This is a genomic window from Pseudomonas sp. H3_D04 (assembly GCF_054669175.1).
Map to the genome: position 1 here is coordinate 5505852 of NZ_CP162801.1, position 15811 is coordinate 5521662.

At 59.1% G+C, this 15811-nt stretch carries 16 protein-coding genes; 3 read left to right on the forward strand and 13 right to left on the reverse strand.

Going from position 1 to position 15811, the window contains the following annotated elements; genetic code table 11:
- Positions 1-332 precede the first annotated feature (332 nt).
- Positions 333-629, forward strand: a complete 297-nt coding sequence (locus AB4N91_RS25345; RefSeq protein ID WP_010464659.1) for a DUF3077 domain-containing protein — start codon at positions 333-335, stop codon at positions 627-629.
- A gap of 144 nt (positions 630-773) precedes the next feature.
- Here AB4N91_RS25345 and AB4N91_RS25350 read toward each other — a convergent pair whose 3' ends face one another.
- Genes AB4N91_RS25350 through AB4N91_RS25365 form a run of 4 tightly spaced genes read right to left on the reverse strand, consistent with a single transcriptional unit; the run spans position 774 to position 4906 of the window.
- Positions 774-1553, reverse strand: a complete 780-nt coding sequence (locus AB4N91_RS25350) for a DeoR/GlpR family DNA-binding transcription regulator (protein ID WP_145309143.1) — start codon at positions 1551-1553, stop codon at positions 774-776.
- A 55-nt stretch (positions 1554-1608) separates the two neighbouring features.
- Positions 1609-2610, reverse strand: coding sequence for a 4-hydroxythreonine-4-phosphate dehydrogenase PdxA (gene pdxA, locus AB4N91_RS25355; RefSeq protein ID WP_460111869.1), 1002 nt, complete (start codon positions 2608-2610; stop codon positions 1609-1611).
- 5 nt (positions 2611-2615) lie between these two features.
- The gene (locus AB4N91_RS25360) at positions 2616-3896 is read right to left on the reverse strand and encodes a four-carbon acid sugar kinase family protein (RefSeq protein WP_221108024.1); all 1281 of its coding nucleotides are present in this window, start codon (positions 3894-3896) and stop codon (positions 2616-2618) included.
- A complete protein-coding gene (locus AB4N91_RS25365; RefSeq protein WP_010464667.1) occupies positions 3893-4906 on the reverse strand; it encodes a 2-keto-3-deoxygluconate permease in 1014 nt (337 codons plus the stop codon). The genes AB4N91_RS25360 and AB4N91_RS25365 overlap by 4 nt, the downstream gene beginning before the upstream one ends.
- Before the next feature lie 474 nt (positions 4907-5380).
- On the opposite strand from AB4N91_RS25365, the gene AB4N91_RS25370 reads away from it, so the two are divergent.
- Positions 5381-6307, forward strand: coding sequence for a LysR family transcriptional regulator (locus AB4N91_RS25370; protein WP_042932449.1), 927 nt, complete (start codon positions 5381-5383; stop codon positions 6305-6307).
- On the opposite strand, the gene AB4N91_RS25375 is transcribed toward AB4N91_RS25370, so the two are convergent.
- The 6 genes from AB4N91_RS25375 to AB4N91_RS25400 all read right to left on the reverse strand — a co-directional run bounded on the left by AB4N91_RS25375 (position 6224) and on the right by AB4N91_RS25400 (position 10808).
- Complete coding sequence (locus AB4N91_RS25375) at positions 6224-6541, reverse strand: AzlD domain-containing protein (RefSeq protein WP_010464672.1); 318 nt, start codon at positions 6539-6541, stop codon at positions 6224-6226. The two genes, AB4N91_RS25370 and AB4N91_RS25375, sit on opposite strands and share 84 nt — an antisense overlap.
- On the reverse strand, positions 6520-7236 hold the full coding sequence (locus AB4N91_RS25380; protein ID WP_010464674.1) for an AzlC family ABC transporter permease: 717 nt from the start codon (positions 7234-7236) through the stop codon (positions 6520-6522). Before AB4N91_RS25380 ends, AB4N91_RS25375 begins: the two co-directional genes overlap by 22 nt.
- Positions 7233-7646, reverse strand: a complete 414-nt coding sequence (locus AB4N91_RS25385; RefSeq protein WP_169857613.1) for a GNAT family N-acetyltransferase — start codon at positions 7644-7646, stop codon at positions 7233-7235. The genes AB4N91_RS25380 and AB4N91_RS25385 overlap by 4 nt, the downstream gene beginning before the upstream one ends.
- Positions 7647-7692: 46 nt before the next feature.
- Positions 7693-8442, reverse strand: a complete 750-nt coding sequence (locus AB4N91_RS25390; RefSeq protein ID WP_102593439.1) for a 2OG-Fe dioxygenase family protein — start codon at positions 8440-8442, stop codon at positions 7693-7695.
- Between the two features lie 231 nt (positions 8443-8673).
- Positions 8674-9960 (reverse strand): OprD family porin, encoded by a 1287-nt coding sequence (locus AB4N91_RS25395; protein WP_010464680.1) that lies wholly within the window; start codon positions 9958-9960, stop codon positions 8674-8676.
- 233 nt (positions 9961-10193) lie between these two features.
- Entirely contained in the window at positions 10194-10808 is a 615-nt protein-coding gene (locus tag AB4N91_RS25400) for a DsbA family protein (protein ID WP_102593438.1), read from the reverse strand.
- Positions 10809-11062: 254 nt separating this feature from the next.
- Between AB4N91_RS25400 and AB4N91_RS25405 the strand changes: the two genes are divergently transcribed.
- On the forward strand, positions 11063-13156 hold the full coding sequence (locus AB4N91_RS25405; protein WP_010464683.1) for a TonB-dependent receptor: 2094 nt from the start codon (positions 11063-11065) through the stop codon (positions 13154-13156).
- Between the two features lie 206 nt (positions 13157-13362).
- Here the strand turns inward: AB4N91_RS25405 and AB4N91_RS25410 are convergent, their stop codons facing one another.
- The 3 genes from AB4N91_RS25410 to aguB all read right to left on the reverse strand — a co-directional run bounded on the left by AB4N91_RS25410 (position 13363) and on the right by aguB (position 15810).
- Entirely contained in the window at positions 13363-13575 is a 213-nt protein-coding gene (locus AB4N91_RS25410) for a hypothetical protein (protein WP_010464685.1), read from the reverse strand.
- Between the two features lie 245 nt (positions 13576-13820).
- Positions 13821-14927, reverse strand: a complete 1107-nt coding sequence (gene aguA, locus AB4N91_RS25415) for an agmatine deiminase (protein WP_077747519.1) — start codon at positions 14925-14927, stop codon at positions 13821-13823.
- Positions 14928-14931: 4 nt separating this feature from the next.
- Positions 14932-15810, reverse strand: coding sequence for an N-carbamoylputrescine amidase (aguB, locus tag AB4N91_RS25420; protein ID WP_077747518.1), 879 nt, complete (start codon positions 15808-15810; stop codon positions 14932-14934).
- Position 15811: the final 1 nt, after the last annotated feature.

The following is a 15811-nucleotide window of genomic DNA, read 5'->3' on the forward strand; positions in this document are numbered from 1 at the left end:
ACCTTCAGACCGTCGCTGCCAATTCAGCGACCGGGCCTGAGAACCCGGGTAATATGCGCGCGCACCAGCGCCCTAAATCACGATTGCCGGCGTTTTTTTGTGCCTGCATTTCCGTGCAATGGCGGCTGTGCGTGGGAGACCTTCGGGTCTGCCGGGTCGTGCATACCGGTTTCTCAGCCTGCGCACAGCTGCCACCCATTCGCCTGAGAACGAACGCGGCAGCTCTACTTTGATTTTGGAGTATTGCAAATGCACGCTATTGATCCGTTCAAAACTTCCCTCTTTGCTACGCCTGCCATCACCCACCACCGCCCAAAAACCGGAGGTGCCCAATGACCAACCCCAAAGACCTTAAAACCATCGGCCTCACCCCCTTCTCCTACCACGCCAACGAACCGCTCTTCCGCATCAACGCCGGCGTCCCGGTCATTGCAGCCCTCTCCCACGCCTCCGATCTGCTCCACGTCGCCAAACTGCTCGCGTCAGACGCGGCCATGGTTCGCGACACCGACCGGCACGCCTGGGCATCGCATTACTTGCAGGATATGAGCAAGGCGATCATTGATGATGTGGTGAAGGTGTTGGACGCGCCATGTAACAACCGAGCCAGTAACGTCGTACCTATCTAAATCGCATGCATAAAAAAGCCCCGAATCAATCGGGGCTTTTTGCGTCAATGAGAGGGTGTTGGCATATGCTTTGTGCGTAAAAACGAATCTACGTGCACAAAAACGATCATAAAATGGGTCTTTTGCATAAAAACGTTCACAACCTTAAGCGTTGTCGACGCTCACAGTTTCCACAGTGATCTGCTTCAGCGCATAAAACGGCGCAAGCGCCGCCTCATCCGCTGAAGCTCCGGTAATCAACCGCCACTCCCGCTCAATCGGCGTCCAGTGCTGCTGTCGGGCGCGCCCCAACTTGTCAGTGTCCGCGAGCACAACAATCTGCGCCGCTCGCTTGATGATGCATTCCTTCAAATAAGCCTGCTGCGCACTCGCCTCACACAAACCAAACTCCGCAACCACGCCATCCGCACCCAGAAAGGCCTTGTCGACACTGAGCCGACTCAACGTCAGCTCCGCCAGCGGCCCCAACGTGCTCATGCTCGAACCGCGCAGATCGCCGCCGATCAACGTCAACCGAATACCCGGCGCATTGGCCAGGGTCATTACGGCAAGCAAATTGTTGGTCACCACATGCACGTCTTGTCGCGAACACAGATGATGGGCCAGTGCGGCGCACGTGGTGCCGCCGTCGAGCAGGACGGTATCGCCATCCTGAACGTGGGCCGCCGCTGCCTGGGCGATGGCATCTTTCTGTTCCCACTGGGATGTTTTGCGTTCTTCGAGCGAGGCTTCCGGCTCATGAACGCCGACCACCGCAGTCGCGCCGCCATAGGTGCGCACCAGGTGCCGCTGTTTGGCGAGCATGGTCAGGTCCCGCCGTACCGTGGCTTCCGAGACCCCGAGTGCCGCGCTCAATTGCTCGACGTTGGCATCGCCAATTCGCACGAGATCGAGGATGGCGCGGTGGCGTTCGGAGGCTTTCATGGCAGGTCTCGTTGTGGGGACGGTGGTCGATCTTACACGACCGAGCCCCTGCGCCTCATCCCCGTCGCGTGGCAAGCTCGGCGCCCTGGCGCAGCGCTTCGAGCAGGCTGCGCTCATCGGCGATGCCTTTGCCGGCGATATCAAACGCGGTGCCATGGTCGACCGAGGTGCGGATCACGTCCAGGCCCACGGTGACGTTTACGCCCGCTTCCAGACCGAGCACTTTGACCGGGCCGTGGCCTTGGTCGTGATACATCGCCACCACCAGATCGAAGTCACCGCGACCGGCGCGGAAGAACAGGGTGTCAGCAGGCAGCGGGCCGGTGACGTCGAGGCCGCGTTCTTGCAGCAGCTTCACCGCAGGGATGATTTTTTCCTCTTCTTCGCCATAACCGAACAGTCCGTTTTCACCGGCATGGGGGTTGATCCCGCAAACACCAATTCGCGGGCGAGCAATGCCGGCCTTGATCAGTGTCGCGTTGCCGCGCTCGATGGTGCGCTGGACCAGGCCCGGCTCGATCTTGCGGATCGCGTCGATGATGCCGATGTGGGTCGTGACGTGAATCACCCGCAGTTGAGGCGCCACCAACATCATCGACACTTCGTCGACGTTGGTCAGGTGCGCGAGCATTTCTGTATGGCCGGGGTATTTGTGGCCGCCGGCGTGCAGCGCTTCCTTGTTCAGCGGTGCGGTGCAGATCGCGTCGATCTGGCTGGCCTCGGCGAGTTGCACGGCGCGGGCGATGTATTGATAAGCAGCGTCACCGGCGATGGGCGACAGTTCGCCGAACGGCAGGTCGTCGGGGATCAGGTTAAGGTCGATGCAGTCAATGGCGCCGGCTTCGTACAAGGCTTGGGAGGCGTCCTCGATGCGGCGCACTTTGGCACTTCCGCCGACGATGACGTTGGCCTGTTCGAGGCGACGGGCATCGCCGATCACCAGCGGCCGGCATTGTTGGTAGACGATGTCGTGAGTCAGGCTCTTGACGATGATTTCCGGGCCGACACCCGTGGCGTCGCCCATGGTGATGCCGATGATGGGGAGGTAATTGCTCATAGTGTTCATTCGAGTCCTTGGATTCGTGTGCGTTGGGGCGGGGAGCGATCGGCGCTGTCGCTCAGGTGTTGCCATGCCGCATATAAGGCGTTGTCGGTACCGAACGCGCCGGCCTTGGTAACGATGCCGGGACGATGGCCCTGGCGGGAAACGGTCGGGCGGGCGAAGGCGACGCCGGCTTCGATTTCGGTCAGCAGTTGCAGGCTGTCGATGCCGACGGTGGTCAATATGGCCCGCGCGGTTTCGCCGCCGGTGGCGATCAGGCCGCCGACCTTGGCGAAGTGCGGTTCGACCAGCACGGCGAGCATGGTCGAGAGTTGCGCGCCCTCTTGGGGATCGAACGCTTCATCGCGGCCGATGCGCAGCAGCAGGTCACTCCAGCCGTCCAGTTGCTCGCCAATGCGCGATTGCCAGAGCGACCAATCGCCGTGGGTTGAACCCTGACGAAGGACTTCAGGCGGTATAACCAGTTCGCTGACGCCGCCACGCTCTTTGAGCCGCTCGCATTGTCGCTCGCAGACGCCGGAGAGGCTGCCGACAAGGATCAGAATCGGCGCCTGGCTTTTTTCGAGGGCCGCAGGTTCGATAGTCGTGAACTGTGCTTCGGATAAATCAGGAAGACTGGCGATTTCCCGTGCAAGGCCACCCGAACCGATCCAGAACAGCGGCTGATCCATCGACGCGGTCAAGCGAGCGAGGGTCAGCAGGTCGTCTTCGGTCTGCGCATCGACGATCAGCGCCTGCGTGCCATTGCCGGCAATTTCAGCAATGTGCCGCTCGAGCGCTTTTTCGTTGCCGCGCAAGGTGTCGAGGTCGAGCTTCGCAGTGCTCAGGCCTGCGGCAATCAGCATCGCTTCGACATCGGCCGGACGGTCGGCGTTTTCCAGTTTCCAGGTGTCGGTGGTTTCCAGCGGCTGGCCGTTGACGAACACGCGACCGCCGCGCAACGTGCGCCCGGTGGCCGGAAACGCCGGGGCGACGATGGCCAGGCCGGCCAACGGTTGCAGGGCGGCAACCTCAGCCGCCCAGTTGCCGCGCAGCGTCGAATCGATTTTTTTGTACAGCCGCTGCCCGGGTTTGTGCAGCGCTTTGAATGCCGCGACCGTGCGCTCGGCAGCCCTCGCGGGTGGGAGGCGCCGAGTGTCCGTATCCGCGGCAATCACTTGAGCGTCAGCCTCGTCATTCAGGGGGTCGAGGGTGACGACCGTTTGCATCCCCACGCTGGCAAAGCCGATGGCGCAATCTGCCGCGCCGGACAGATCGTCAGCGATGATCAGAATCCTCATCGCAAAGCCTCCTGCTTTTGAGGTTCGATCCCCGGTTCAGGCATGACGACAGGACTGCGCTGCTGCACGCGTTTGGCGACGGCGGCGGTGAGTAACGGCGCAAGAATTGCGGTGACCACGACGCAGGCGGCTACCAGTATGGTCGCGCTCTTGGCCGCTTCGGCGTACACCGGGTTGGCTGCCGCAATCAGTGCAGGGACGGCGGCGGCATTCCCGGCGGTGGTGGCGGCGGCAACACCCGCGACGCCCGTGCCACCGGTCAAACGATCGGCGAAGAACAGCGGAATGCCGGTCAGCACAACCACCGCAACGCCCATGCCGAGACCCAGCAAACCGGCCTGCCAGACGTTATGCAAGTCCAGGCTGGCGCCGAGTGCAAGGGCAAAAAACGGGATCATCACCGGGACGGCCTTGGCCAGAAAGTCGCGCATGTCACGGTCGAGATTGCCCAATAGCATGCCGAGGGCCAGTGGCAGGATGCTGCCCACCAGCGTCGGCCAAGGGAAAGCCGACAGGCCGGCGATCCCCAAGGTGACCATGGTCAGAAAAGGCCCGGACTCCAGGGACATGACCGAATAGGCGCCGACATCTTCGGATCGACCGTATTGCCCCATCAGCGCCATGTACAAGCCGCCATTGGTGTCGTTCATCGCGGCGACGACCGCCAGCGTTGAAATGCCGGCGAAGAGGCCAGACGAGATCGGCTGCTCGCCGAGAAAATGCCCGAGCACAATGCCGATAAGCACGGCGATGCCGACTTTGGTGATAAGCAGCGTGCCGCCCTTCTTCAGCAGATAAGGTGTGGCCTTGATATTGATGCTCGCGCCCATGCAGACGTAGAACACCGCGAGGATGGGTAACGCCCCGGTGAACAGCGCATTGGTGAAAGAGCCGAAAAACTTCGGTGTGTCAGGAAGGAATGTAGCCACCAGTGAGCCAATCAGCAGCGGGACAATCATCATGCCGCCAGGGATGCGTTCAATGGTGCGCTTGATAGGAATTTGGGCCACGAGGGTCTCCTTTTATAATTGTTTGGTAAGACGTACTTCACCTCGAAACTGACTGATTCGATCATTTGGTGATTGAGTCAGTCAAAATAATCTTAGGCTTTCGTTCTTAATTGCGCAAATCAATCATTCAAATGATCGTTTTGATCATTTATGGAGGAAACCTGTTTTTTCACAAATACCTTTGCCAGCCACCGCAGTAGCCGCCCTCAGATACAGAAAAGCGGCAAGGTCGAGCATTCACAACCCCAAAAAAAATGCCCAAACCTCCCGGCCTGAGCATTTTTTTGACCCTGATCACCCAGCTTTCCCAAAAAACCTCGACTCTATGTAAGCCTCCAACCATCGGACGCAGCATCAATTCGCTACTAAACTCGGGACAAGCGTGTTCAGGTGCAGGATTATAGCCAGCACGTATCGCCCAACCGGCGGCCAGGTACTCAACAATAGCCAGCCCACTTTAGAGGGCATTACCCAATGGATAGCAGAACCCTACGCAACCTCATGCGCATTGTTCAGACCGGCTCTTTGTCGGCGGCGGCAGAGCATTCCTGTTTAACCGTGCAGGCGTTGGCCGCGCAGTTGAACAAGGTCGAAGAACAGTTCGGTTTTCGGTTGTTTCGTCGCTCCAACAAGGGTTTGACCCTGACCACGCAGGGCACGGAACTCACGCCTTACATGGACAAGGTGTTGGTTGCCACGCGGCAACTGGAAGAAAAAGTCGCCGCGTTGAAGGTGCCTGGGCAGCGCACGCTCAAGGTAGCGCTGAACACGACGCTGTCGGCTGACTTCAATCGGCGAATGATCGGACGCCTGATTGAGGTGTTTCCCGACTATCAGCTGGAATTCAGCTACGCCGAGTCGATGGAAAACCTCAGCAAGCTGAAGAACGAAGACTTTGACCTGGCGGTGCTGATTGGTCCGCAGAAGCCGGGATTGCCCAGCATCATCCTGCCCGAGGTCCAGGTGCAGGTGGTCGGTGCGCATTGCGGTCAGGAACATGATCCGCTGGTGCTGCTCGGCAACAAGTTTCAGGTGCGTCCGGCAGACGATTGTCCGTATTCCCACAGCTTCTTGCGCTTTCTCGACGCCGGTCTCGGCAATTACGAGTCGGGCAAGCGGATGGTCTATTCGTGCAGCGAAACCCTGACGCTGTCGTTGATCACCCAGATGGACGGCCTTGGCATGGTTTCGCGGGATGCAGCCCAGCGCAATGGCCTGACGATTTTCCCCGGCTTCGAGGATGCCCTTGAAGTGCGGCTGGCGATCAATAATCCTGAGTTGTCGGGCCAGGCTTTGCACGATGTGGTCGACCTCCCGCTACATGAACGAGCCGAGCGCAATGTACGCAGCCGTTCCCACCGCAACGGAGAGAAAGAGGTTTTTGCTGAAATACGCACATAACAACGTCGGAATCGCGGCATAAAATTCCGGGCGATCGAGCTGCACGTGCTGATCCTTGATCAACAACGGCGTGAGGCTGATTGCAGCGACGATCGCCACCGGCAGGTATTCCAGCGCCCGAGCGACGAAGGGCGGCCAATGGTCAGTGTTCACTTGCAGCGGCAATGCGCGCGGCAGGAAGGTCACGGCCATCATCAGCACAACGACCAGAATCAGGAACGTTTGGTCAGGCATACGCCCACCCCGCAGCCCACAAATGTGGCGATGAATACGTTGAAGGGCGAGCTGCCGACCAGGCTCAGCACGCCCATGCAGGCGACGGCGGCCAGTGCGGCGATGAGTTTGTTACGCGTGTTGCACAGCGACACCAGCACGTAGAGCATCATCGCGGTCAACGCGTAGTCGAGCTGATACTGGATCAAGTGCGCCGCATACTGCGCGCAAATCGCCCCCAGCAAACCGCCGAGCACCCACGAGGTGTGGCAATACAGATTGAAACCGATCAGGTAACGCACGTTGACGGGCGAGCCTTTGCCCAGTTTGACGCTGTGAAAAGCGAACGACTCATCGGTCAGCCCGCCCGCGTAACACCAGCGCTCCATTCGGCTGAGGCCCATCGCCTGCAACGCCTTGGCCATGTAGACCGACATCAGCATGTGCCGCGCGTTGATCAGAAACGTGGTGAGGATGATGGTGGTCAGCGACGCACCGCTGGAAATCAGCGCGAGGGCCGCGAACTGCGAAGCGCCGGCATACACGAACAGGCACATGGCGACCGGCAGCCACACAGGCAACCCGGCGTTCACCGCCATCAAACCGAACACAAACGACACCGTGAAGTAACCCGCAACCACCGGGCTGGCTTCGGCGAAGGTGCGCGAAGCGTGCGGCTCGACCATCAGCGGCTGGCTGCTGGACGTCTCATTCATAGGTCCCTCTCAAATGTTCTTTCGCCGCGCGGCTCGCAAAAACCCTGGGCACTCCAGAAGCGCTGGCCGGCAAGGTTAGCATCGTCGACAAACAGGAACATCCGCAGCACGCCCACGCGCTTCATGTCTGACGACGCTGCTTCAACCAGGCGTTGACCGACGCCTTGGCTGCGGTAATCCGGGCTCACGGCGAGGTGGTTGATCGTGCCGCGACTGCCGAGCATTCCGCCCAACACCGCGCCGACGATTTCGCCGCTGACGTCCAGTGCGATAAACGCGGTGGTGGTCTTCTGCACCAGCACACTGCGCAGGCATTTGGCGTCCTGCCATTCACAGAAAGACACTTCTTCGAATTGCCGAAAGAAGCGTTCCAGGCGCTGTGCATCCTTGGCCGTGGTGCGCCGCAGCATCACCGGTGCGGGGCACTCGGCGAGGCTGGTCACGGTGTTGTACTGTTCAGCGAACAATGTCGAAAGCGGTCCCGGGCCGCGAGAAAGAGATCGCCAGAATCTGCCGGTACGCCATGTCGTGAGAATGGGTATTGCGTGCCGGTGTCACGTAGTGACGCATGTCGCGATCGAGAAAGTAGGTGGTGTCGAGGATTTCCTGATACGTCGTCGAGGCCAGGTGCTCCTGGTTTTCCGTGTCGTACAACCGGCTCTCTGCCCCTTCAACGTTATTGCGTCCCCAGAAGTGCACGCCGCTGAACGGATAACCGTCGCAGTGAATACCTTCCGGGGTGATTTCCAGTTGTTTGCCAGGCTTGATCTCGATGCGGATCTGATGAATCTGGCACTGCCAGATTTCGTCGTGCAACTCAGGTGGCAAAACGTTTTTGTACACTTCGAAGTCGGTGTCGATCAGGCTGCGCATCACCGGCGAACTGATGATTTCATCAGAGAAGTCCTGGAAGTGCCGAACCATCCCGCCAACATAACTGTTGTTCGCCTTGGACTGAACATAGGCGCGGTGTTCCAGTTGCTTCAGATCGCGCGTGACCGGGTTGTACTCGAAATCGCTGTAGCGACGGTAGCGCATGCCCGCCTCGGACTGTCCGTAGTAACTGTCCGGCTCCATGTTTTCCCAGCTATTGGTCAATCTGACGAAATCGTTGAAATGACCGAAAAGATTGAAGTCAGCACCCCGGACGTTCGCATATTTGTCACGCCGTAGAAACTCGCCCACTTCTTTGTTCAAAACGATCATTTTAAAAATCTCCGTGCATTTAGCTGCCTAATCTAGAGAGCACAGGATTTACGTCCATGAGAAAGAATTTGAGGCATATCAAGCGCTGCTTGAAACGGAGCATGACGTTGCATTAGTTTGACTTTTTACGATCGAAAATGGCCTTTTTATGCGTTTTTCAACGGATCTCAGGCGAAAAAAACCCCGAGCCAGTCGGGGTTCTTTAGTGAGTGTTGAACACTCAGTCGATCATCAGAAGATGTTGATCGGGTAATCCACGAACACACGCACTTCGTTACCGCTGACGTTGTACTCGCTGGATTTCTGCGAGACACGCAGGATCGAGCTGCGCAGTTTCACGCTCAGGTCTTTGGCCGGGCCGCTTTGCACGACGTACTTGAACTGGTTGAAGATTTCACGCTCGGTGCCGCCTTCGCTGGTGGACGTGGTGATGTTGTCACCGCGCACGTAGGCGAAGTTGTAGCTCAGGCCAGGAACGCCGAATGCGGTGAAGTCCAGGCCGTAGCCCAACTGCCAGCTGCGCTCGTCTTCGGCGTTGAAGTCAGACCAGTAGGAGTTCGCCAGGTAGATGGTGTTGCCGCCGTCGCCGACACGACCTTGATCCTTCTGGTAACCGCCGTAGGCGTAGCCCAGATTGCTGTCGCCGGTGCTGCGCTGGTGCGCGAGGGTGAACGAGTGCGGGCCGGTGGCGAAGGTCGCCGCCAGGCTCCAGATTTTGTTGTCGTCGCCGGTAGCGCCACTTTCGCGGACGTAGGAATCATCCAGCTTGGTGCGATAGCCGTTGAAGTCCAGGGTCAGGGACTGATCCTTGTCGATCGGGAACACGTAGTTGGCGTTCACGTATTGCTTCTTCAACACGTCTTCAACGTCGGATGCGTACAGCGCCGCTTTGAATTGTTCGGTGAACTGGTAGCTACCGCCCAATACGTTGATCGACTTCAGGCCACCACTGTCACGGCCTTCAGCGCTTTTGCGCGATTCGGCGGTGAAGCGACCGGCGTTCAGCTCCAGGCCTTTGATCTCCTTGGAGGTGATCAAGGTGCCGGTGTAGCTTTCCGGCAGCAGGCGCGAGTTGTCGTAGCTCAGCACCGGCAGGGCCGGCATCTGGTCGCCGTAGGTCAGCGTGGTGCTGGAGACACGGAATTTGACTGCTGCACCGCCTTTGGACAAGTCGTCAGCCGCGTTGCCGCTGTCGCCCTTTTTAAAGAAGTCGATGCCTTGTGCGCCGGTGCGACCCTTGCCGCCATCCAGACGCAGTGCGTACAGACCGAAAGCATCCACACCGACACCGACGGTGCCTTGGGTGAAGCCGGACGAGAACGTGCCGATGGCCGCTTGGCCCCATTCGGCTTTGTCCGCACGACCGTCTTTGTAATCACGATTGATGTAGGCGTTGCGCAGCAGCACTTTGAGGCTGCTGTCTTCAACAAATCCCTTGGATTCGGCCTGGTCGTTAGCCATGGCCTGTGTAGCGCTCAACATCCCCAGAGCGATCAAGCTGATTCGCTTATTCAACATTTTGTTTTTTTCCTTATTACCGGTTGATACGCGCTGTGTCGAACGGCTGAAACGGCGCTATCGCACTCTTTTTTCACCCCAAAACAAAAAGGCCCGCCCACGAAGAAATCGTGGCGGGCCTTTTTATTATTTTATGAGTCATGGCGGTTAGCCACAGGCGTTGGGCGCGATCGTAGCCGCGCCCAGAAGGCTGTGTCAATTTGATGAATCGTCTATCCATAGGCGAAAAACATCTAAGCGGACTGAGCAAGCCAGGACGCGAACGCTTGCGGCTTACCAAGCCAAGGGCTGATATCGACCACCGTGAAATGACCATTTTGCTCCAACGCCAAGGTCGGAAAACCTTGGCCACCGACACGGGCCAGCAATGCGCGGCTGTCCTTGATGTGGCGATCCGAGTCGGTGCTTATGAAGGCTGACGCAAAGGCATCAGGCTCAAGACCAATCTCTTTTGCCAGCTCAAATAACACCGCCTCATCGGCAATCCGCCTCCCTTCCACGTAATGGGCGGTTTGCAAACGCCCCAGCAACTCAAGCCCACGGCCGGCGATGCGTTCGGCGGCCAGCACCGCAGCGATTGGCGGGGTGGAATCGAACACCGCCGTGTCGTCGCGTAGCAAACCTTCGAAGTACGCTTCGCCAAATGGCTGGCCGGTGTACTCGGCGATTCGGCGGTCGTGGGGCATCACATAGCTGCGCAATTGTGGCGAAACGGCTTGGCGGTTGGCACCGCTCATCATGCCGCCACCGTGGGCGATCACCGGCAACACGCCTTGGGCGGCGTGCACCAGCGGTTTGGCGCCGTAGCACCAGCCGCACAAAGGGTCGTAAATGTAGTGAAGGATCATGGAAAGACTCCGGCAATCAATCAGGGAAACTCAGTGCCGGCAGACTAATCCTCGGACCGTTGCGGAAAAACGCTGGAATGGCGTTCAGTCTGTTTCATGAATCGGTCGAATAGCCTCGACGAATCTCTGTAGCAATCTCGACACAACTTGAAACAATCGAACAACGAAGCTTTTCAAGAATAATTAACCGAAGCAAATAACAAGCATTACCATTCGCGCCCTCGAATTCTTCTACCCTTTCGGATGCGCTTCAGATGCCTGCCCCCTTCCGCCTTATGCCCGTCACCCTTGGGTTTTCTGCTTTTCTGTCTGCCGGATTCACCTGCGCCGCGACCACCGTTTTACCCGAAACCTCGATCAGTGCCGAAGCGGAGGCCGACGATCCGCGAGTAAAGGAAACCAGCACCGCCACCCGGACTGCGACTCCGGTGCGCTACGTGCCACAAGCCATCGACTCGATTAAAACCTCGAACGTCTCGGATTACGGTACCAATGATCTGGGCACTGCATTGAGCGGCATCCCCAACGTCAGCAGCGGTGCAGACACTCGTTTCGACAGCCTGCGTATCCGCGGTTTCGATGCGAGCAACGACTTCTACCTCGATGGCATTCGTGACGACAGCCAATACGTGCGCGACTTGCACAACATCGAGCGTATCGAAGTCCTCAAAGGGCCGGCCGCCGTGTTATACGGGCGTGGCAGCCAGGGCGGAATCGTCAACCGGGTCAGCAAACTGCCCGAGTTCGGCCGCCGTTCGACCATCGAAGCCCAGGGCGGCAGCGATGATTTACGCAGCCTTTATGCCGACCTCAGCACCGATCCGTCCGAGAACATCAGCCTGCGCCTGAACATGGGCAACATGGATCAGAACAGCTTTCGCGAGGGTGTCAGCGGCAACCGCCAACTGTTCGCGCCATCCATGAGCTGGCAATTGACGCCGGACCTGAACTGGTTGGTGCAATACGAATACAGCCGTTACAACCGCACGCCGGATCGCGGTATTCCTGGCGTAAACGGGCGCCCGGCAGACGTAGGACGCGATACGACCTACGGCAGCGAGCACGATTTCATCGACGACAAGTCGCAATCCCTGCGCTCCAAACTCAGCTATGAACTGAGCGACAACTGGCAGCTGCGCCACACCCTGGGCGTGTTCAAGCTCGACAGCGATTTCGACAACACGTACCTGACCGGATACACCCCGGCCACCAACAAGGTCACGCGTCAGCATTGGCAGCAAGACCTGACCACCCGCAATGTCTACAACAACGTCGAACTGGAGGGAGGTTTCGACACCTTCGGCCTGGAGCATCGCCTGCTGACCGGGATCGAGATCGGCAGTCAACGCCGCGATCCGACCCTTTACAACGCGGCCACTTCCGGGCCGGGCAGCTCGCCGGTGCCGGCGCTGGACCTGCACAACCCGAATCGCGATCTGCGGCATACCGGCCGCATGCAGGTGTCCAGCGACAACCACACCGAAGTCGAAAGCCGTGCGGTGTACGTGCAGGATCAATTGCGTCTGAACGATCAATGGCAACTGCTGGCCGGTCTGCGCTACGACACGTTCGACATCGAATCAACCAACAAGCTGCGCGACATTTCCGAAGACCGTGACAGCCACAGCACAAGCCCGCGTGTAGGCCTGGTCTGGACGCCGCTGCAGAATCATTCCTTCTATGCCTCCTGGACCAAGACGTTCTCGCCAGTGGGCGGCGGCTTGATCGGCATCACGCCCGGCGCGGCCGGTAACAGCAACGACTTGAGCCCGGAGCTGACCAAGCAGAAGGAAATCGGCGTGAAGAGCGACTGGCTCGACGACCGCCTGAGCACCACCCTGGCAATCTACGAACTGGAACTCTACAACCGCCGCACCAGCGATCCCCTCAACCCGACCGTCACCTTGCTCTCGGGCCTGCAACGTTCCCGCGGGATCGAGCTGACCGGCACCGGTAAAATTGCCGGCAACTGGTACGTGCGCGGTGGCGTGGGCGTACAGGACGCGACGGTCGAGAAGGACAACAACGGCTTTGAAGGCAAACGCATCAGCAACGTGGCCAAGCACAACGGCAGTCTGTTCCTGACCTGGAAACCGGAAATGGGCTGGTATGCGGAAACCGGGTTGACCCTGGTCGGCCAGCGTTACGCCGATAACCTCAACACCGTCGTACTGCCGGGTTATGGCCGTTGGGATGCACTGGCTGGATTCCGGCAGAAGGATTGGGACTTGCGTGCGGCACTGAACAACATCAGCGACAAGAACTATTACTCGTCGGCCACCAGCGCCGCGCAGATTCAACCCGGCGAACCGCGCAGCCTGGTGGTGACGGGGACCTACAGCTTCTAAACACTGCTGATGTGTTCCCACCAATCACCTGTGGGAGCGAGCCTGCTCGCGATGGCGGCGGGTCAGTCAACGTTAATGTGACTGCCAGGCCGCCATCGCGAGCAGGCTCGCTCCTACAATGGTCAGGGTGTAGCTTACAAATCCATCGCCCATAAAAAAGCGCCGCCATCCCGGCAGCGCTCTCATCAATCCTTTGTTTTTTCTTCTTATCCTTCCATCACATCCCACAACGCTTCCAGTTCCGCCTCGCTGAATAAACCAGCGGGGTAGCGCTCGATCATCATCCGGCGCGGATCAGGTTCTCTGATCTGACGCGTTCCATTGGACTTCAACCAGTGCGCCAGGACCTGGAGCGATTCGCTATTAACTGCCAGGGGATGCAACGCCCGCTCTCTCACTACGTTCACTTCGGCGTTCATTTCAGCGCTCTCTCCTGGTTCGTGAGCGGCTAACTTATCCAAGGTTTATGACAGAACATCGAAGTCCTCCCCCTCCCTGTTTCACTCCGTGACAGATACAAGAGCTGTGCCAATGTTTCCCAAGTGTCGACAAGTGGATACAAAGAAGCCCGCAGTCCTTTGGGGCTGCGGGCTTCTGGGTGAAGAGCGGGGATAAACCGGCGTCTTGGTGATTTTTCAGCCGGTTCAGGCTGTTACAACCCCACTCACTCCTTGTGCGGCGCCGGCTGTTGTTGGGTAAGGCAGTGGATGTTACCGCCCCCCAGTAACAGTTCGCGGCCCGGCACCATCACCACTTCATGCTGCGGGAATAGCGCCTGCAGAATCTCTTTCGCAGGACCGTCCAGCGGGTCGTCGAAACTTGGCGCGATAATGCCGCCGTTGACGATCAGGAAGTTCACGTAGGAACCGGCCAGACGCACGCTCGGATTACGCTCCTGAGTCCCGTCCACCGGATCCACGCCGGCACACTCTTCCTCGGTCGCATACAGCGGCCCCGGAATCGGCATCTTGTGCACCGTGAATGGGCGACCCTTGGCATCGGTGCTGCTTTCCAGCACTTTCATTGCCGCCTGGCAGCGCGGGTAGTTCGGGTCCTGCGGATCATCGGTCCAGGCTAGCAATACTTCACCCGGACGCACGTAGCAGCAGAAGTTATCCACATGGCCGTCGGTTTCGTCGTTGAACAGACCGTCCGGCAGCCAGATGATCTTATCCACAGCCAGATGAGCACTGAGCACCGCTTCGATTTCCCCCCGGCTCAGGTGCGGGTTGCGATTGCGGTTGAGCAGGCATTCTTCGGTGGTGATCAGGGTGCCTTCGCCATCGACGTGAATCGAACCGCCCTCGAGCACGAAGCCCTGGGTACGGTAGCGCTGGCTGCGCTCGATCTCGAGGATCTTGCCGCCCACCTGCGAGTCGCGGTTCCACGGCGAGTACAAACCGCCATCGAAACCGCCCCACGAGTTGAAGTCCCAGTTCACACCACGGACTTCGCCACTGTTATTGATGACGAACGTCGGGCCGGTGTCGCGAACCCAGGCGTCGTCGCTGGACATCTCGACCACACGAATATTCGGCACGTCGAGACGGGCACGGGCGTTTTCGTATTGGCCGGCAGAGACCGCCACGGTCACCGGTTCGAAACGGGCGATGGCCTTGGCGACGGCCACGTGCGCGGCTTGCGCGGGTTTGCCGCCCAGGCGCCAGTTGTCCGGGCGCTCCGGCCAGATCATCCAGGTCTGGGTTTGTGGCGCCCACTCGGCGGGCATGTAGAAGCCATCGGCGCGCGGGGTGCTGTTTAAAGTGGTCATGCGATCAGGACTCCAGGGAACCGTCGAGGGTTTTGATCGCATTGTATAGGTTCGGGCGACGATCACGGAACGAACCCCACGCGCTGCGAATGTGCTCCAGCTCGTCGAGGTCGAAGCTCTGGACCAGCACGCCCTCTTCAGTCTTGTCGAGTTCCTGGACCTTCTCGCCGAACTGGTTGGCGATGAACGATGAGCCGTAGAACGTGATGTCGTAGCCGTCCTGTTCTTCGTTACCGATGCGGTTGCTCGCGATCAGCGGCATCAGGTTGGCGCCGGCATGGCCTTGTTGCACGCGCTGCCAGTGGTCGCGGGACGAAATGGTTTTGTCGTGCGGCTCGCTGCCGATGGCGGTCGGGTAGAACAGGATTTCCGCGCCCAGCAACGCCATGCTGCGGGCGCACTCCGGGAACCACTGATCCCAGCAGATGCCGACGCCGATTTTCGCGTAACGGGTGTTCCAGACTTTGAAGCCGGTATCGCCCGGGTTGAAGTAATACTTTTCGTGGTAACCCGGGCCGTCCGGGATGTGGCTTTTACGATAAATCCCGAGGTTGCTGCCGTCGGCATCGATGATCGCGATGCTGTTGAAACGGGCGCGGCCGGCCAGTTCATAGAAGCTGATCGGCAGCACCACTTGCAGTTCCTTGGCGACTTTCCGGAAGTGCTTGATGGCGACGTTGTCTTCAACCGTCGTGGCCAGTTGCAGGTAATCCGGGTTCGGTTTCTGGCAGAAGTACGGCGCCTCGAACAGCTCCTGGATCAGTATGATCTGCGCGCCTTTGGCTGCAGCCTCACGGACCAGCTTCTCAGCGGTCTCGATGTTGGCTTCAAGGTCCCAGGAACAGGCCATCTGGGTGGCGGCGACGGTAACGATACGACTCATG